Annotated in this window: 16 protein-coding genes; 10 read left to right on the top strand and 6 right to left on the bottom strand. The window is 70.5% G+C overall.

What is annotated here, in order from left to right; all coding sequences use genetic code 11:
- The first annotated feature begins 371 nt into the window (after positions 1–371).
- The 5 genes from OHB04_RS13760 (at position 372) to OHB04_RS13785 (ending at position 6,701) form a co-directional block, all read left to right on the top strand.
- The gene (locus OHB04_RS13760) at positions 372–3,707 is read left to right on the top strand and encodes a nitrate- and nitrite sensing domain-containing protein (protein ID WP_326807525.1); all 3,336 of its coding nucleotides are present in this window, start codon (positions 372–374) and stop codon (positions 3,705–3,707) included.
- Positions 3,704–4,372, top strand: a complete 669-nt coding sequence (locus tag OHB04_RS41805) for a roadblock/LC7 domain-containing protein (RefSeq protein ID WP_405805559.1) — start codon at positions 3,704–3,706, stop codon at positions 4,370–4,372. Before OHB04_RS13760 ends, OHB04_RS41805 begins: the two co-directional genes overlap by 4 nt.
- 4 nt (positions 4,373–4,376) lie before the next feature.
- A complete protein-coding gene (locus OHB04_RS13775; RefSeq protein ID WP_326687974.1) occupies positions 4,377–4,778 on the top strand; it encodes a DUF742 domain-containing protein in 402 nt (133 codons plus the stop codon).
- The gene (locus OHB04_RS13780) at positions 4,759–5,370 is read left to right on the top strand and encodes a GTP-binding protein (protein WP_326687975.1); all 612 of its coding nucleotides are present in this window, start codon (positions 4,759–4,761) and stop codon (positions 5,368–5,370) included. The genes OHB04_RS13775 and OHB04_RS13780 overlap by 20 nt, the downstream gene beginning before the upstream one ends.
- 101 nt (positions 5,371–5,471) lie before the next feature.
- Positions 5,472–6,701 carry a styrene monooxygenase/indole monooxygenase family protein gene (locus OHB04_RS13785; protein ID WP_326807526.1) on the top strand — a complete coding sequence of 410 codons (1,230 nt, stop codon included), beginning with the start codon at positions 5,472–5,474 and terminating at the stop codon, positions 6,699–6,701.
- 9 nt (positions 6,702–6,710) lie between these two features.
- Here OHB04_RS13785 and OHB04_RS13790 read toward each other — a convergent pair whose 3' ends face one another.
- Positions 6,711–7,181, bottom strand: a complete 471-nt coding sequence (locus OHB04_RS13790; protein WP_326687977.1) for a MarR family winged helix-turn-helix transcriptional regulator — start codon at positions 7,179–7,181, stop codon at positions 6,711–6,713.
- Positions 7,182–7,453: 272 nt separating this feature from the next.
- Between OHB04_RS13790 and OHB04_RS13795 the strand changes: the two genes are divergently transcribed.
- Positions 7,454–8,320, top strand: coding sequence for a lysozyme (locus OHB04_RS13795; protein ID WP_326687978.1), 867 nt, complete (start codon positions 7,454–7,456; stop codon positions 8,318–8,320).
- Between the two features lie 290 nt (positions 8,321–8,610).
- On the opposite strand, the gene lon is transcribed toward OHB04_RS13795, so the two are convergent.
- From lon to OHB04_RS13810, 3 genes are all read right to left on the bottom strand, one after another.
- The gene (gene lon, locus OHB04_RS13800; protein ID WP_326687979.1) at positions 8,611–11,025 is read right to left on the bottom strand and encodes an endopeptidase La; all 2,415 of its coding nucleotides are present in this window, start codon (positions 11,023–11,025) and stop codon (positions 8,611–8,613) included.
- Between the two features lie 239 nt (positions 11,026–11,264).
- A complete protein-coding gene (locus OHB04_RS13805; protein ID WP_326807527.1) occupies positions 11,265–12,122 on the bottom strand; it encodes an SUKH-4 family immunity protein in 858 nt (285 codons plus the stop codon).
- 255 nt (positions 12,123–12,377) lie between these two features.
- On the bottom strand, positions 12,378–12,647 hold the full coding sequence (locus tag OHB04_RS13810) for a DUF6406 domain-containing protein (protein WP_326687981.1): 270 nt from the start codon (positions 12,645–12,647) through the stop codon (positions 12,378–12,380).
- 275 nt (positions 12,648–12,922) lie between these two features.
- Between OHB04_RS13810 and OHB04_RS13815 the strand changes: the two genes are divergently transcribed.
- The gene (locus tag OHB04_RS13815) at positions 12,923–13,132 is read left to right on the top strand and encodes a hypothetical protein (protein ID WP_326687982.1); all 210 of its coding nucleotides are present in this window, start codon (positions 12,923–12,925) and stop codon (positions 13,130–13,132) included.
- A 73-nt stretch (positions 13,133–13,205) separates the two neighbouring features.
- On the opposite strand, the gene OHB04_RS13820 is transcribed toward OHB04_RS13815, so the two are convergent.
- A complete protein-coding gene (locus tag OHB04_RS13820) occupies positions 13,206–13,616 on the bottom strand; it encodes an RNHCP domain-containing protein (RefSeq protein ID WP_326687983.1) in 411 nt (136 codons plus the stop codon).
- A 1-nt stretch (position 13,617) separates the two neighbouring features.
- Positions 13,618–13,971: an RNHCP domain-containing protein gene (locus OHB04_RS13825; protein ID WP_326692724.1), complete on the bottom strand. Its 354-nt coding sequence runs from the start codon at positions 13,969–13,971 to the stop codon at positions 13,618–13,620.
- A gap of 364 nt (positions 13,972–14,335) precedes the next feature.
- On the opposite strand from OHB04_RS13825, the gene OHB04_RS13830 reads away from it, so the two are divergent.
- From OHB04_RS13830 to OHB04_RS13840, 3 genes are all read left to right on the top strand, one after another.
- Positions 14,336–15,076: a spermidine synthase gene (locus OHB04_RS13830; protein WP_326687984.1), complete on the top strand. Its 741-nt coding sequence runs from the start codon at positions 14,336–14,338 to the stop codon at positions 15,074–15,076.
- Positions 15,077–15,144: 68 nt separating this feature from the next.
- Entirely contained in the window at positions 15,145–15,939 is a 795-nt protein-coding gene (locus tag OHB04_RS13835; RefSeq protein ID WP_326687985.1) for a response regulator transcription factor, read from the top strand.
- A gap of 28 nt (positions 15,940–15,967) precedes the next feature.
- A complete protein-coding gene (locus tag OHB04_RS13840) occupies positions 15,968–17,083 on the top strand; it encodes a sensor histidine kinase (protein WP_326692725.1) in 1,116 nt (371 codons plus the stop codon).
- Positions 17,084–17,307: the final 224 nt, after the last annotated feature.

Genomic DNA, 17,307 nt, shown 5'->3' on the forward strand with positions numbered 1-17,307 from the left:
TCCTGCCTCATTCGGAGCAGCGCGTACCGCGCACACGGCAAAGAGGCTCCACAACGACCGGAATCAAGTCCTCCGAAGATGTGCGGCGGGCATCCTGCCAGGACGTCGCAAGGATTTCCAACCCATGCCCGGGAGGCGGACAGCGCCCGTCTCAGGCTGAGTTGTTCCTCAACTGAGGAGTGATGTTCACTCCTTCGGGTGGCCCGGCAGGGGATTCACACCCGCCTCATGAGCGCGCTGCAATGGTCTGTCGTCGAGTCAGGCGGAAGGTCGAAGGAGTGCCGGAGCGGGCGGGGTCAATCTCTTGCCACACACGTTGGACTGTGCCCCCCGGGCCCTCCGGGACAGGCGGGACGAGATTGCGAGCACGGGTGCGGAAGAAGCAACTTCGGAAACCGGACGTTCTCCAGGCCACGGCCACCACGACTGACGCCACGAGCGCCAAGGACGCCAACGCCGCCGCCGAGGCGGCTGCCACCGCGGACACCACCGGAGCCACCTCCGCCACACCCTCTCCGGGGCCCGCGTCACCGACCGGTGCGACGCCCACGACGGGCGCCACGCCCACCACTGGGGCCGGTCACACCACAGAGACCGCGCCCTCGGCAGCCTCGCCCGCCGCCGGGGTCGTGTCATCCGCCGGAGCCGGGGCGGGAGCCGTCCCTGCGAGTGGTGCCGGGCCGCTGGGCGATGCCGCGCACACCACCCCCACCACGGCTGCCTCCGAGGCCGCACCCGCAGCGGAGTCCGGGCTCGCTTCGCAGGCCGCTCTTGCGTCACAGGCCGCGCTCGCCGCTGAGGTCGCGCCGCCGGCCGGCGCCACGTCCCCGGCGGATGTCGCGCCCCCACCCGGCGCGGGCGCGGGCACGGGCGCGGGCACGATTCCCCCGCCCGGTGGAGGCTCACCGGAGTCGTCGGCCTCGCCGGTCTCATCAGGCGCGCCCGCCTCATCAGGCGCGTCCGCGCCCCCGCGTAAGCGCGCGCGGGTGCGCAACAGGCTGCTCGGCTCCGTTCTCCTGTGTGCCGTCGCCGTCATCGCGGCGGGTACGCCGAACGTCGTGGCGGCCTCGCGTGATGCCGCCGACGCGCAGGAGCTGGTCTCCCTCGCGCGTCTTAACCAGCAGGCCATCGCGCTCTCCCACTCCCTGGCCGACGAGCGCGACGGGATGGTGGAGTACGTCGCGGCCGGCCGCACCAGCAAGGGCGGAGCCGGGGTCAGCGAGGCCCAGCGTGCCCGGGTCGACCGTCAGGCGCGGGAGATCCGCGCCTCGACACCCCCCGCGTATGTCGGCAAGGCCCTCAAGAAGCTTCGGGGGACACGGCAGCAGGCGATAGCGGGGCACGGTGGCGCGTTCGACGTGCACGAGTCGTACACCGACGTCATCCGGGCCCTGCGCGGCGTCACCCAGCAGGTGGCCAACGACCTGCCCGCGCGCGCCCAGGACCCGACGGCCGCCGCGCTGCCCAGCCTCGCTCGCGCCATCGACCAGGCCTCCGCCACCCGCGGCCTGCTGCGCGGCGCGCTCGCCGGCCGTGGGACGCAGCACCAGCTGACGGCGCAGGCGCAGCAGGCGCGCGTGCGCGAGGAGGCTGCCCTCGCCGACTTCGACGAGTCGGCGGGTGCCAAGGCGCGCGACAGCTACAGCACGACCGTCAACGGCACGGACGTCAACGTCGCGGAGCGCTACCTCAAGCGCGTCACCGCGCGTGCCTACCTCACGCCCTCGGTGCGCTCGATGAACCGGGACAGGATCGACTCCTCGGTCTCGGCGCGTATCGCTCATATGCGCGGCGTGCAGTCGTCGTTCGCCGCCGAGGAGATCAAGCGGCTGGAGGGACTGCGGGACGACGATGTGACGGCGTTGCAGTTGCGGGGGGCGCTGCTGGGTGTCTGTGTGCTGCTCGCGCTCGGCGTCAGCATCTCGACGGCGCGTTCGCTGACCCGTCCGCTGTCCGTGCTCAAGCGGGGCTCGCGGCGGCTGGCCGGCGACCCGGCCGGTGAGGAGCCGATCACCTTCAAGGGCAGGAACGACGAGTTCGCGGATGTCGTCAGCTCACTGAACTCGCTGCGCGCGGCGGCAGCCGACCTGCGCCGCCGGGCGGCCTGTGCGGAAAGCGAGCAGGACCAGCTGGCCGTGGAGAAGGCCGAGCTGACCGAACGCCACCAGCTGCTGGGCGACGATTACGCCGCTCTCATGGCCGAGCTGGAGGAGGCGCGCGAGGAGCTGATCGCCGCGCTGGACGCCCCGCAGGGCACCTTCGTCAACCTGGCCATGCGCACCCAGGGACTGGTGGAGCGGCAGCTCGGCGTCATCGAGGGGCTGGAGGAGAAGGAGACCGACCCCGACCGGCTCGCCACCCTCTTCAAGCTCGACCACTTGGCTACCCGGCTGCGCAGGCACAGCGAGAATCTGCTGCTCCTCGCGGGCGCCGAGCACTCCGGCAGCCACCAGCAGGGCCCGGTCGCGCTGCTGGACGTCCTGCGCGCCGCGGTCAGCGAGATAGAGCGCTACGAGCGCGTCGAGCTGGGCTCGCTGCCCCCGCACACCCAGATCAGCAGCTTCGCCGCCGACGATCTGAGCCACCTGGTCGCCGAACTCCTCGACAACGCCGCGGCCTTCTCCGCTCCCGACTCCGAGGTGCGGCTTACCGGCTGGATGCTGGAGAACGGCGAGGTCATGCTGTCCGTCCAGGACGACGGCATCGGGGTGAGCGATGAGCGGCTCGCGGGGCTGAACGCACGTCTGAGCGAACCCGAGACGCAGCGCCCGCCGTTCGCCCCGGACGGCAGCCCCACGGAGGAGGACGAGACCGACGGGCTCGGGCTGGGACTGTACGTGGTCGCCAAGCTGGCGGCGCGGCACCGGCTGCGGGTGCAGCTGCGCAAGCAGAAGCAGGGCGGGCTCGCCGCCGTCGTCATCGTCCCGCGCACGATCCTCCCCGACCGTCCGGTCCCGGCCGCGGCTCCGGCCGGAAACACGGGCCGGGCCGACGCGCCCCGGCTGCCGGGCTCGATGGCCGAGGCCAACTCGAACACGCTCCCGGGTCGCAGAAGGCGCCATGCGGCGACGCCGTACGAGGCCGACGACGACGCCCGGGAGCCGGAGAGCCCCCAGGGGCCGGGGAGCCCCGAGGAGCCGGAAGGCCACGAGGAGCGCGGGGGCGGCGCAGAGGGGGATGCTTCCGTCCCGACGGAAGCACAGCACGAGCCCGAAGCCGGGCCGGAGACTGAAGCCGAGCCCGAAGCCGAGCCCGAGCCTGACGCCAGGACCGGGACCGGGAACGAGCCCGGAAGCGAGACGGAAGCCGGGCCCGAGACTGGACCCGAGCCCGAGGCCGGACCCGAGCCCGGGGCCGCCGACGAGCACTCCAAGGTTGCGGACGAGCACCCCAGGGCCGACGACCAGGCCCCTGCCCCCCACAGCGACGGCGAGGACGACGCGCAGCCGGTCATCACGGACAAGGGCCTGCCCAAGCGCACGCCCAAGGTCACGGCGCCGGAGGCGACCGCTCCGCGGCAGCGCAAGGCCGGGCCCAACGCCGAGGAGCTGCGCCGCAGGCTCGGCGGCTTCCAGCAGGGCGCACGAGAGGGTCTGCGTGACGCGGCGGCGCAGGTCGCCGCTGAAGAGGGTGCGACTGAAGAAGGTGCGGAAGAGCGAGCGGGGGCGCAGGTTGACGGTGGTACTGCCGAGGAGGCACGCAAGTGAACGCGCCCGCCACGCGTACGGCCAGCAGTTCGGAAGCGCGAAATCTGCGCTGGCTGCTGGACAATCTGGTCGAAGAGGTGCCCGGGGTCCGCTCCGTGGCCGTCGTCTCGTCCGACGGTCTGCTGCTGCTGGCTTCCGATCCGACGCTCGGTACGGAGTACGGCGACATCGGATCGGGCAGCCTCGGTTTCGGCGGTCCTGGGACCGGCTTGCCGGACACCGGATCCGCTCCGGGGCAGAGACCGGCCCAGGCGTCGCCAGCGGACCAGGCATCGGCACCCGCATCGGCACCGGCCCCCGGTGAGGAGCCCAGAGAGAAGGCCCCGACGAGACCGTCCAACGACGGGCCGGACGAAGCGGACAGCGGGCCGAAGGGCTCCAGCGCCGATCTGGCCACCATCGTCTCCGGCCTCGGCTCACTGACGCTGGGCGCCGCCAAGCTGATCGACGGCGGTGAAGTGCGCCAGACGATGGTCTCCATGGAGGAGGGCTCACTCTTCGTCATGACCATCGGGGACGGCTCGCTGCTCGGCGTCCATGCCACCCCGGACTGCGACATGAACGTCGTCGGCTATCACATGGCGCTCTTCGTCGGCCGCGCCGGACACGTCCTCACCCCCGAACTCCGCAGCGAGTTGCGCGAGTCCATGGAGCTGGAGCAGTGAAGCAGTGAAATCGCACTCTCCCTTGCCGATACGCAAGGCCCCCGGCAGAGCGAAACGCGTCCGCCCGTACGCGCTGACGGGCGGACGCACCGACTACGGCCCCGTGCTGCTGGTGGAGACGTTCGTCGCCGCCATCGAGGCCCCCGAGGAACTGCCCGAGCTGACCTCGGGCGGGCTGCGGGACCGCGTGCTGCCCGAGATGCGGGCCATCGTGGAGCTGTGCCGCAAGATGCGTTCCGTCGCGGAGATCTCGGCGCTGCTGAGGATGCCGCTCGGCGTGGTGCGCGTGCTGCTCAGTGACCTCGCCGAACAGGGAAGAATTCGGGTCTTCGGCACCGGCCACGGCGCCGAAAGCCCCGATCGCGCGCTGTTGGAAAGGGTGCTCGGTGGACTTCGCAGGCTCTGAACCCGACCGGGGCCGGGCCCCCGCATGGCAGACGGATCTGAGTCGCGCCCCCATATCCACGAAGATCGTGGTGGCCGGCGGCTTCGGGGTCGGCAAGACGACTTTCGTCGGTGCCGTCTCGGAGATCGAGCCGCTCAAGACCGAGGCGCTGATGACGCAGGCGAGCGAGGAGACCGACGACCTCACGGCGACGCCGGGGAAGACCACGACGACGGTCGCGATGGACTTCGGCAGGATCACCCTCGACGCCGATCTGGTGCTCTATCTCTTCGGCACCCCGGGTCAGCAGCGGTTCTGGTTCATGTGGGACGACCTGGTGCGCGGCGCGATCGGTGCCGTCGTGATGGCCGACACCCGCCGCCTTGAGGACTGCTTTCCCGCACTGGACTATTTCGAGAGCTGCGGTCTGCCCTACGTCGTCGCGGTCAATCACTTCGAGGGGACACCGGCCTACGACGCGCAGGACGTACGCGAGGCCCTGTCGGTGCCCGGTTACGCCCCCATTGTGAACATTGACGCGCGCAAGCGGGAGAAGGTCACCGAGTCGCTCCTCTCACTCGTCGCGCACGCGCTGGACGCGGCCCCCGCCTGAGCGGGCGGCGGGGACCCCGGTGCCCGAGTGTTCGCGAGGCGGCGTCCATGCGCCGGGTGCGCCCGCCGACACGTACGAAACGGAAGATGGAGAGCGCCGCCATGCGGAAGATACTCATAGTCGGAGCTGGGCAGGCCGGCCTTCAGCTCGCCCTCGGGCTCCAGCGGCACGACTACGACGTGACACTGATGTCCAACCGCACGGCGGACGAGATCCGGGGCGGGCGGGTCATGTCGACCCAGTGCATGTTCGACACGGCGCTCCAGCACGAGCGTGACCTGGAGATCAACTTCTGGGAGAGCCAGGCCACGAAGATCCGGAAGCTCGGCGTCTGCGTCGCCGCGCCCGACCACTCCCGTGCCATCGACTGGCTCGGCGAGTTGGACGGGTACGCGCAATCGGTCGACCAGCGGCTGAAGATGGCCGGCTGGATGGAGACCTTCGCGCAGCGCGGCGGACAGCTGGTGATCCACGGCGCCGCGGTCTCCGACCTCGACTTCTTCGCCCGCAACTACGACCTGGTGCTCGTCGCGGCGGGCAAGGGCGAGCTGGTGTCGATGTTCGAGCGGGACGCGGAGCGCTCCCCGTACAAGACGCCGCAGCGCGCGCTGGCGGTCGCCTATGTGAACGGATTGGGCCCGCGCCCCGAGCACCCCGAGATGGAGGACGCATACTGCAACATGGTGCCCGGCGTCGGCGAGCTGTTCGTGACGCCGACGCTCACGACGACGGGCCGGGCCGACCTCCTCTTCTGGGAGGGCATTCCCGGCGGTCCCCTGGACGCGTTCCAGGGCATCAAGGACCCCCAGGAGCACCTGGCCAAGACGCTTGAGCTGATGGAGGAGTACCTCCCCTGGGAGTACGCGCGCTCCACGAAGGTCGAACTGACTGACGCGGGCGGCACACTGGCCGGCCGCTACGCGCCGACCGTGCGCAAGCCGGTCGGGCGGCTGCCCGGAGGCGGCACGGTGCTCGGTGTCGCAGACGTGGTCGTCGCCAACGACCCGATCACGGCTCAGGGCTCCAATTCCGCTTCCAAGTGCGCCGCCTCCTACCTCGACTCCATCCTGGAGCGGGGGGACCGTGACTTCGACGCGGAGTGGATGCAGGGCGCGTTCGACCGGTATTGGGACATTGCCCGGCACGCCACGAAGTGGACCAACGCGATGCTGGCGCCTCCGCCGGAGCATGTGCTGCGGATCATCGGGGCCGCCGGGGAGGCCCAGGCGGTCGCCGACCGGTTCGCCAACGGGTTCGACAACCCGGCCGATTTCGAAGAGTGGTTCTTCGAGCCTGAGAAGGCCGAGGCGTATCTGTCGCGGGTCAGCTGAGCCGGGCGCTCACTCTTCCTGCTCCGCCGTGACATTGAGGCGGTGGAGGAGGCGGGCCAGTTCGGCGATTTCGCCGCGGTCCCAGGCGGCGAGTTTGCGGGCGTAGGAGAGGCGGCGGGCGTCCCGTACCCGGGTGAAGCGGGCCCGCCCCTCTTCCGTGAGCCCCACCAGGGAAGCGCGCCGGTCGCCCGGGTCCGGTACGCGGTCCACGAGGCCGAGTGCCACGAGCGCGTGCAGCTGCCTGCTCATGGTCGCCTTGCCGACCCCGAAATACGCCGCCAGATCCGTCGCCCGCTGCGGGCCGGCGTCCTCCAGCCGTACGAGAAGGCCGTATGCGGCGGGCTCCAGGTCGGGGTGGACCTGCCGCGCCATCTCGCCGGAGGAGGCACGGGCCCGGCGGAGGAAGACCGCCAACTCGCGCTCCACGTCGAGACATTCGGGCCCGAAGAGCCCGTCGGGGTCCGTGTCGGCCTTGTGCACGTAAGCGCCCTCTCCGGCGTTTTCCTTGAAGAAACTTTCTGCCAGCGTCCGCGATCGTCGCAGCTCCTCCAGTATTTCGCAGGATTAGACCAACGGCAGACGGCGGGGCACCTTCCGCCTGCCCGGTCTACGCGCGTACCTTCAGCCTGACATGACCACACCAGTGGCATGCCACCTCTCGCGCGTCGCAGTATGAAAACCCCCCACATAGCGACATACTTCGCACGTACGCACGTACCAGACCCCCACCACCAGAGGCTCCGGAGGCAGCGATGCCCAGCTTCAGATCCGGTACGGCCCGTCGCAGACGCGGAATCGCGGCTGCCCTCGGGATGATCTTGTCCCTGCTCGCTCTCGTCCTGGCTCTGCCGGGCACCGCCTCGGCATCCCCTGACGCCGGTGCCAAGGCCCCGGTCAAGCCCGGTGAGGCATGGATGGGCGCGGGCATCCAGATGCACGAGGGCGACTCGACCGACGGGACCCCGCCCAACAGGGAGCGCGCGGGACTGGCCGCGACGGTCCACGGCGTGGATGTCAGCAGCCACCAGGGCAACGTCGCCTGGTCGACCCTGTGGAACAGCGGCGTCCGCTTCGCCTACACCAAGGCCACGGAGGGCACCAGCTACAAGAATCCGTACTTCGCCCAGCAGTACAACGGTTCGTACAACGTGGGCATGATCAGGGGCGCGTACCACTTCGCGACGCCCAACTCGTCCAGCGGCGCCACCCAGGCCAACTACTTCGTCGGAAACGGCGGCGGCTGGAGCAAGGACGGCAAGACGCTGCCGGGCGTGCTCGACATCGAGTACAACCCCTACGGCGCGACCTGTTACGGCCTGAGCAAGAGCGCGATGGTCAACTGGATCAAGGACTTCACCAGCACGTACAAGGCCAAGACCGGGCGTGACGCGGTGATCTACACCACCACGAGCTGGTGGACGCAGTGCACCGGCAACAGCGGCGCCTTCGGCAACACCAACCCCCTGTGGATCGCCCGCTACGCCTCCTCGCCGGGCACGCTCCCGGCCGGCTGGGGCTTCTACACCTTCTGGCAGTACACCTCCACCGGCCCGACCGTGGGGGATCACAACTACTTCAACGGAGCGATCGACCGCCTGAAGGCGCTGGCCAACGGCTGAAACAGCCACCACCCCCGGCCGGGGGCGTGGGGGTCGCCCCCCACACGACAACAGCAACGGAGCGATCGACCGCCTGAAGGCCCTGACCAACGGCTGAAACAGCCACCACCCCCGGCCGGGGGCGTGGGGGTCGCCCCCCACACGACAACAGCAACGGAGCGATCGACCGCCTGAAGGCCCTGGCCAACGGCTGAAACAGCCTGACGGCCACTCGCCAACGGCTGCCGCTGTCGCACGAGTGGCCCCCGCCCTGGAGGCGGGGGCCACTCTCTGTGCGCCGGGCGCGTCCGTCACGCCGCGACCGGCGTCTCCCGGGCGGGGGTCTGCGCGGGGGTCAGCGCCAGCTCCAGGACCTGGCGGACGTCGGAGACGGGGTGGACGTCGAGGCCGTCCAGCACCTCCGCGGGGACGTCGTCCAGGTCGGGCTCGTTCCGCTTGGGGATGATCACGGTGGTCACCCCGGCGCGGTGAGCCGCCAGCAGCTTCTGCTTGACGCCGCCGATGGGCAGCACCCGCCCTGTCAGTGAGACCTCGCCGGTCATCGCCACCTCGGGCCGCACCTGACGCCCGCTCAGCAGCGAGGCCAGCGCGGTGGTCATGGTGACACCGGCGCTCGGTCCGTCCTTTGGTACGGCGCCCGCGGGAACGTGCAGGTGGATGCCGCGTTCCTTCAGGTCGCCGACGGGCAGCTCGACCTCGGCGCCGCGCGAGCGCAGGTAGGAGAGCGCGATGTGCGCGGACTCCTTCATCACGTCGCCGAGCTGTCCGGTCAGGGTCAGCCCCGAGGCTCCCGTCTCGGGGTCGGACAGCGACGCCTCGACGAAGAGCACGTCGCCGCCCGCGCCCGTGACGGCCAGGCCGGTGGCCACGCCCGGCACCGCGGTGCGGCGCTCGGCCGGGTCCTGTGCGGACTCGGGGGTGTGGTGCGGGCGGCCGATGAGCTCGCGCAGCTCTTCGGTGCCGACGGTGTAGGGCAGCTCCAGCTCGCCGAGCTGCTGCTTGGCCGCGACCTTGCGCAGCACCCGTTGGACGGCGCGCTCCAGGCTCCGTACGCCCGCCTCGCGGGTGTACTCGGCGGCCAGCTTGCGCAGGGCCTCCTCCTCGAAGGTCACCTCGCCGCTCTCCAGCCCCGCGCGCTCCAGCTGACGGGGCAGCAGGTGGTCGCGGGCGATGGTGATCTTCTCGGGCTCGGTGTACCCGTCGAGCTGGACGACCTCCATACGGTCGAGCAGCGGCTGCGGGATGGACTCCAGGACGTTGGCGGTCGCGAGGAACACCACGTCGGACAGGTCGAGCTCGACCTCCAGGTAGTGGTCGCGGAACGTGTGGTTCTGGGCCGGGTCCAGGACCTCCAGCAGCGCGGCGGCCGGGTCGCCCCGGAAGTCGGAGCCGACCTTGTCGACCTCGTCCAGCAGGACGACCGGGTTCATGGAGCCGGCCTCCTTGATGGCGCGGACGACGCGGCCGGGCAGCGCCCCGACGTAGGTGCGCCGGTGGCCGCGGATCTCGGCCTCGTCGCGGACGCCGCCGAGCGCGACGCGGACGAACTTGCGGCCCATCGCGCGGGCGACGGACTCGCCCAGCGAGGTCTTGCCGACGCCGGGCGGGCCGGTCAGCGCGAGCACCGCTCCCCCGCGCCGCCCTCCGACGACGCCGAGGCCGCGCTCCTCGCGCCTCTTGCGGACGGCGAGGTATTCGGTGATGCGCTCCTTGACGTCCTGAAGGCCTGCGTGGTCCTCGTCCAGGACGGCCTGGGCGCCGCTGATGTCGTACGCGTCCTCCGTGCGCTCGTTCCAGGGCAGCTCCAGGACGGTGTCGAGCCAGGTGCGGATCCAGCTGCCCTCGGGGGACTGGTCGCTGGAGCGCTCCAGCTTGTCGACCTCCTTGAGGGCCGCCTTGCGGACCTCCTCGGGCAGGTCGGCGGCCTCGACGCGGGCGCGGTAGTCCTCGCCCTCGTCCTCGGGGTCGCCGTTCAGCTCGGCCAGCTCCTTGCGGACGGCCTCCAGCTGACGGCGCAGCAGGAACTCGCGCTGCTGCTTGTCGACGCCCTCCTGGACGTCCTTGGCGATGGACTCGGCGACGTCCTGCTCGGCGAGGTGCTCACGCAGCGCCTCGGTGGCGGCCTTGAGCCGCTCGACGGGGTCGGTGGTGCGCAGCAGCGCCAGCTTCTGTTCGGTGCTCAGGAACGGGGAGTATCCGGCGTTGTCCGCGAGCTGGGAGACGCCGTCGATCTGCTGCACCCGGTCCACGACCTGCCATGCGCCGCGCTTGCGGAGCCAGTCGGTGATGAGCGCCTTGTACTCCTTCATCAGCTCGCTCACCGCGCCGGGCAGGGGGTCTGGCACGCTCTCCTCGACCTCGGTGCCCTCCACCCACAGCGCGGCGCCCGGGCCCGTCGTACCGGCGCCGATCCGGACGCGGCGTACACCGCGGATCAGCGCACCGGGGTCACCGTCGGCGAGCCTGCCGACCTGCTCGACCCGGCCGAGCACGCCGATGCCGGGGTACTGCCCCTCCACCCGGGGAACAAGCAGCACCCGTGGCTTGTCTCCCTGGGGTGCGGCGGCCTGCGCGGCCTCCACAGCCGCACGTACGTCGCTCTCCGAGAGATCCAGCGGCACCACCATTCCCGGCAGAACGACGCCGTCGCTCTCGGCATCCAGGGGCAGCACGGGCAAGGTGAGCGGGGTGGACTCGGTAGCCATGATCTCTCCCTCTGCAAGCAACTTGAGTAATACCCACTCAATGCTTGTGAGGGCGAGGATGTTCCCCCGATTCCGGGATGAGGCGTTCGCCGTGAGCGATCAGCGATCAGCTGTCCTTCGCAGGTGCACCTTGCGAGGTCCGGTTCAACATTGCGAGGGGTCTCGCATGCCCCGGGCTGCTCCGCCCGGCGGCAGGACGGGGCGGCGATGGTGGTCGGCTGCCGTCCGACCGATCGACGTCACTCGTTGTGGAGCACGTACGACCAGGCGGGCTGCTCACTGCCCGGCTCGTCGACTTCGGCCAGCGATCCCAGGACCCAATAGGTGATCTGTCCTCGCTCGGAATTGGCCGGGGGCAGAATACTGCGCGTACGCAGCCCGGTGACCCACAGTGCGACCATGGTGAGGAAATCTTCGAGGCTGTGCGCGGCGGGAAGGCCGGCGAGGTGGTCCTGGCGCGGCTTCGTGGGAACGCGCAGGACGTGTCCGGTGGACCCGTCGACGACGAGCTTGCCGCCCATCCACTTGCCGATCTGGAAGAAGGGCCCGCTTTCCGGGACAGGCTCGATTCCCTCGGGCCAGGAGGGCAGTTCGTCGAGAATGCCGATCTCCCAGTCGCCGAACGGGAAAAGCCCCATGGCTCCTTCGCGCAGGTATGGCAGCCCGAATTCCAGGAGAAGTTCGCGGGTCGCCGCATGGGTGAGCCGATCCGGGAAATCCTCGACCTCGATGGGATAGATCGCGTCCTCGCCGAACAGGGTGATGACGTCCTCGTGACTCGGGGCCGGCGCGTCGCTCGGACTGCTCGCGCCCGCGTCCGTGTAATCCCAGCTCAGGGGCTGCTGCCGGGCACCGAAGTCGGAGATGTCCACACCGTCAGCAGGCCGGATGGCGAGCAGTCCCAAGCCGCCCCCGAAAACGACGACTTCATCCACGGCCAATGGGGCGCAAGGCAGTACAACAGCCTGCTCGCTTCGCCGGGGGGACGACGAGCCGAACAGTTCCCGGGCGAGAGCGGGCGAAGCGGAGCCGTCCGTGGGTGACGCGGGCCAGGTGAGATCCGCACGATGCTCCTGCGGAATCTCGTCGTTTTCCATGGAGACAAAAAGGCCACTTGGCCACCGAGCCCACCCTCACGCCACCATGCGCCGACGCGACCGGCGACCTCTTCCTCGGGGATTCCGGGGGTGCCGGTGGTTGGCTCGGGCATGATCCCCCTCAGTTGCGCGATGACTCCTCGACCCTGTGCGTGGCTGCGTGCGAATGGCCTGGCCTATTTGCGCATGGCCTGGCTATTGCTGTCGCATGACCCGGGCAGGCGGTGTCGCCCGCAGAAGTGGGCGGTGGCGGTCTCAGGCCGGGGCGGTCGCGACGCGGCACAGCACCACGATCCAGTCGTCCTCGCTCGGCCAACCCGTCAAGTCGGCGAGCTGCCACGTCTCGTCGCCCACGGGGAAGTTCTCACCAACGCGGAGGATGTGAGTCTGCTCCTCGGTGGCGAAGGTCACGAGCCGAACCCTGACCGCGGCGTCGGACTCCCTGTAGATGTCGTTCACTGAGAAGCTGGCGTGCTCAAGATTTCGCTGAATTCCGTGCCAGAGGTGAATCGTGTCAGCACTCACTTCTCATGCTCCAAAGATGCGCACTGGTTGCTGCGGTATTTCATGAATTCCTTGATGGTCAGCGGCTGGGGACGCCTCGAGTTGCGCGGACTGCGCAACTGAATCAGGCCCTTGTCGTCGACCGAGACGATCTCGTAGGCGTGGGAACTCAGGAGGTCCGTCTCGATCTTGTTCTCCGCACCAGTGCCCCTGGGAGGGTGCCGACAACGACCGGTCTGCTGGCATTCCGTGAGCTCCCGCAGGTGGGCCGGGAGTTGCTTTCCCGGGCTGCGGCCGTGCGTATCGTACTGCGTCGGGAATTCGTGACGGACGCGGAATGGGCGGGCGTCCGGCCGCTGCTGCCGATGCCGGCCTGGCTCCAGGGACATGGCAGACGCGCCGTTTCCTCCTCCGCCCCGGTCACGGCCGTCGTCTCTGCCGATGAGGCGGCCAACGCCTCGGACAGCTCCTACCAGTCGATCCCCTCCCCCAAGGGGATCGACTGATCGGCCGAGGACGGCGGAGTGCGGACAGGCCGTAGCGGACGGACAGCAGCGGCCGGGCGAGTGGGCCTGGCCGCTACAGCGCCAGCAGCGCCCGAACCGGTATCCGGGGGTCCGAGAGGGGGCGGACGGCCATGCGGAGCAGGGCCAGCGGGTTGTCGTCGCCCGCGATGCGGTTGGCGCTCAGTTCGCCGCAGGTGTGGCAGAGGTGGATCAGCATCCACTCCCCGTCGTCCCGCGCCGACAGGCACAGCGCGGCCATCCGCCCCCGGCACCCGGCCGCCCTGTCGCCGGGCACCCGCCGGTCGACGTGGAGGCTGGTCAAACAGTGCGGGCAGTGGTTGCGGTGGGCGGTGCCCGGCGCCGCCATGGGAACGTCCAGCCGGCAGCCCGCACAGCGGAACGCGTCGCCCCGCTCGCCGGGCAGCGCGTGCGCGGGCTCCTTGCGCCGCTGGGGGCGTGCGGTACGGGTGTGACGTCTGGCCATGTCACACCTCCCCGAACACTTCGAGCGGGAAGGGCGGCTGGGCAAGCGGACGCACGGCCATCCTCATCAGGATGAGGTGGTTGTCGTCCGGCGAGACGGGACTGGAGGTCAGCTCGTCGCAGCGGGTGCAGCGGTGGATGACCCTCCAGTCGCCGCCGCGCAGCACGGCGATGGCGATCGGACTCATCCGCGAACGGCAGTCCGAGAGCCCGCCCTCGACGTGGTCGGTGACGTGCTGGGAGTACAGACAGCTGGGACAGTGGTGACGCAACTCGCCGTCGGGCCCGAACTGAGTGACAGTCAGGCCGCAGCGTACGCAGGTGAAGGTGTTGGTCCGCAGGGACGCCGACGCCATGGAGGCGGGGCGTGCGGAACCGGAGTCGCTGGTGGACACCGGAGGTCTCCTTGCTGGGAGTGGTTTCTCAGGGCAGCAAGGGAGCGCCGAGCGGTCCTCGGTCGGATTCTGGCTCAGGCACCACGCGGGTCGGGGACATCACGCGGGGCGTGGAGCTGAAGAGGCGCGCTCGGCGCTTGCGGGAACATCAACACCGACTTCCAGGGTGCGGGCACCCGGTACGAGGTGGACGAGACGCCGGAACCGTAGCAGCGGGCCGGTCCGCTGAGCGAAGGAATTTCCGCCCGCACCGCGCCGTCGCGGGGGCCGGAAGCGGGCCCCAAGTCGATTGCCCCGCCGCCCGCCTCCGGCCGAGGATGGCCGCATGCTCGACCACACGCATCAGCCGGACCGGTCCTCTCAGCCCTACCGCTCCTCACTCCAGCCGGTGCCCGACGAGCCCGTGCTGCTCGACCGCCGGGAGGGCCCGTACGGCGAGGTGGTGCTGCGCCGACGGGGCGAGCACCACGAGATCATCGCCAACGGGTGCTTCCTGATGGACACCTCCGACGGCCGCTCCGAGCGGCTGCTCGTACGGGCCGCGCTGGCTGAGCTGGACGGGCGGGAGCGCCCGCATGTGCTGATCGGCGGCCTCGGCGTCGGCTTCTCGCTCGCCGAGGCGACGGCCGAGCCACGCTGGGGCCGCATCACCGTGGTCGAGCGCGAGCCCGCCGTCCTCGACTGGCACCGCGAGGGCCCGCTGGCCGCCGTCTCGCGCGACGCGCTCGCCGACGGGCGCACCGAGCTGGTGGAGGCCGACCTCGTCGCCCACGTACGAGAAGCTTCCGGCACAGGGTGCCGTTTCGACGCGCTGTGCCTGGACATCGACAACGGTCCGGACTGGACGGTCACAGAGGACAACACCGGCCTCTACTCCCCCGAGGGGCTCGCCGCGTGTCTTCGGGCCCTCACTCCGGGTGGTGTGCTGGCCGTCTGGTCGGCCCAGCCGTCGTCCACATTCGAAGGTTCCCTGTGGAATGCGGGGTTCTGCCGTGTTCGGACCGATGAGATCCCCGTCGCCCGAGGCGTCCCCGACGTGGTCCACTTCGCAGCACGACCGGCGTAGCCTAGGCCTGTAGCAGGCCCTTACGCTGCATTCCGAAGAAGTCGGAAAGAGCCACAGGGCGGGGTCGCATGGACCAGAAGAACACCACTCAGACACCTGGCGGAGCAGCCGCCGCGACCACCCCCGGCGCCCAGCGGCGCATCCTGGTCGTGGAGGACGACCCGACCATCGTGGACGCCATCGCCCGACGGCTGCGTGCGGAGGGCTTCCAGGTGCAGACGGCCGGTGACGGTCCCGCCGCCGTGGACACCGCCGAGGCCTGGCAGCCCGACCTGCTCGTGCTGGACATCATGCTCCCCGGCTTCGACGGCCTGGAGGTCTGCCGCCGCGTCCAGGCACAGCGCCCCGTTCCGGTGCTGATGCTGACCGCGCGGGACGACGAGACGGACATGCTGGTCGGCCTGGGAGTCGGCGCGGACGACTACATGACCAAGCCGTTCTCCATGCGCGAGGTGGCGGCCCGCGTGCACGTCCTGCTGCGCAGGGTCGAGCGCGCGACGCTGGCGGCACACACGCCCCGCAGCGGGATACTCAGGCTCGGGGAACTGGAGATCGATCACGCCCAGCGCCGGGTGCGGGTGACCGGCGAGGACGTGCACCTGACCCCGACGGAGTTCGATCTGCTGGTGTGCCTGGCGCACTCCCCCCGCGCCGTCCTCTCGCGCGAGCAGCTGCTGGCCGAGGTGTGGGACTGGGCCGACGCGTCGGGCACCCGCACGGTCGACAGCCACATCAAGGCCCTGCGCCGCAAGATCGGCGCCGAGCGCATCCGCACCGTCCACGGCGTGGGATACGCGCTGGAGACCCCGGCTCCGGGCGGCGCCGCCGCGCCGGTGACGGGTGCCGCCGCCGAGGGTTCCTGAGAACGCGGGCGGACGGCACGAGGTGTCCATTTCCGAGGGCCGCTGGCAGCGCGCCGCGACCCGGCTGTGCAGCAACGCGTGGGACCGCCTGTGGGAGGGCCTGCGCCCGCTGGATCCCTACCGTTCCGTGAAGGCGGCGCTCGGCGCGCTGGTGATCGTCTCCGTGGTGATCACCACGCTGCTGGCGCTGTTCGCCGTGCAGTCGGCGACCGAGCTGCGGGTCATCACGATCATCTCGATCGTCGCCTCACTGCTGATCACCCAGTTCGTGGCGCAGTCGCTGACGGCGCCGCTGGATGAGATGACGGACGCCGCGAAGGCGATGGCACACGGTGACTACTCGCGGCGGGTGCGCGGCGGGCGGCGGGACGAGTTCGGGGAGCTGGCGGAGAACTTCAACCGGATGGCCGCCGACCTGGAGGCCGTCGACCAGCACCGCAAGGAGCTGGTCGCCAACGTCTCGCACGAGCTGCGCACCCCGATAGCGGCGCTGCGGGCGGTGCTGGAGAACGTCGTGGACGGCGTCTCGGACGCCGACCCGGAGACGATGCGCACCGCGCTGTCGCAGACCGAGCGGCTGGGCCGGCTGGTGGCCCACCTGCTGGACCTCTCCCGGCTGGACAACGGCGTGGTGCCGCTCCACTCGCGCCGCTTCGAGGTGTGGCCGTACCTGGCGGGCGTGCTCAAGGAAGCCAACATGAGCAAGGGCTCCGGGCACGCCCGCAAGGACGTCCACCTGCACCTGGACGTCTCCCCGCCGGAGCTGACCGCCTACGCCGACCCCGAACGGCTGCACCAGGTGGTGGCCAATTTGATCGACAACGCGGTCAAGCACAGCCCGCCGCACGGCCGCGTCACGGTCCGGGCCAGACCCGGCGAGCCGGCCGTCGGCGAGGGCAGCATGGAGGTCGAGGTCCTCGACGAGGGGCCCGGCATCCCCGAATCCGAGCGCCACCGGGTCTTCGGGCGCTTCAGCCGTACCCAGAGCGCCGAGGCGCTGGGCGGCGCGGGCGGCACCGGCCTGGGCCTGGCCATCGCGCGCTGGGCGGTGGATCTGCACGGGGGCTCGATCCGGGTGGCCGAATCTCCCCGCGGCTGCCGCATCCAGCTCACCCTTCCGGGCGCGGGCAGGAGCCAGGGTTGACGTAGGGTCGCCGGTGGGGCCGCGCGGACGCGGAATGAGGGCCGTCCGGTTCCGGGACAAGGCCGAAACCGTGAGTGATTCCCGCCAAATCCACGACTGAAACCGCGCCTTTGATGTGACTTGCGCGACCAAGAGGCGGCCCGGACTCCACCAATCGTCCAGAGACGAGTAGCCTTTATTTCCGCTGTCCACCATCTAAGGAAGCGGAAGAGGGCGGTTGCCGC

The sequence above is a fragment of the Streptomyces sp. NBC_01775 genome (genome assembly GCF_035917675.1).
In the GTDB taxonomy this organism is placed as follows: Bacteria; Actinomycetota; Actinomycetes; order Streptomycetales; family Streptomycetaceae; genus Streptomyces.

Bases quoted from the DNA above. Each gene is read 5' to 3' on its own strand.
- OHB04_RS13785 (WP_326807526.1), top strand. From the start codon at position 5,472: ATGCGGAAGATACTCATAGTCGGAGCTGGGCAGGCCGGCCTTCAGCTC.
- OHB04_RS13795 (WP_326687978.1), top strand. From the start codon at position 7,454: ATGCCCAGCTTCAGATCCGGTACGGCCCGTCGCAGACGCGGAATCGCG.
- lon (WP_326687979.1), bottom strand. From the start codon at position 11,025: ATGGCTACCGAGTCCACCCCGCTCACCTTGCCCGTGCTGCCCCTGGAT.
- OHB04_RS13805 (WP_326807527.1), bottom strand. From the start codon at position 12,122: ATGGAAAACGACGAGATTCCGCAGGAGCATCGTGCGGATCTCACCTGG.
- OHB04_RS13820 (WP_326687983.1), bottom strand. From the start codon at position 13,616: ATGGCCAGACGTCACACCCGTACCGCACGCCCCCAGCGGCGCAAGGAG.
- OHB04_RS13825 (WP_326692724.1), bottom strand. From the start codon at position 13,971: ATGGCGTCGGCGTCCCTGCGGACCAACACCTTCACCTGCGTACGCTGC.
- OHB04_RS13830 (WP_326687984.1), top strand. From the start codon at position 14,336: ATGCTCGACCACACGCATCAGCCGGACCGGTCCTCTCAGCCCTACCGC.
- OHB04_RS13835 (WP_326687985.1), top strand. From the start codon at position 15,145: ATGGACCAGAAGAACACCACTCAGACACCTGGCGGAGCAGCCGCCGCG.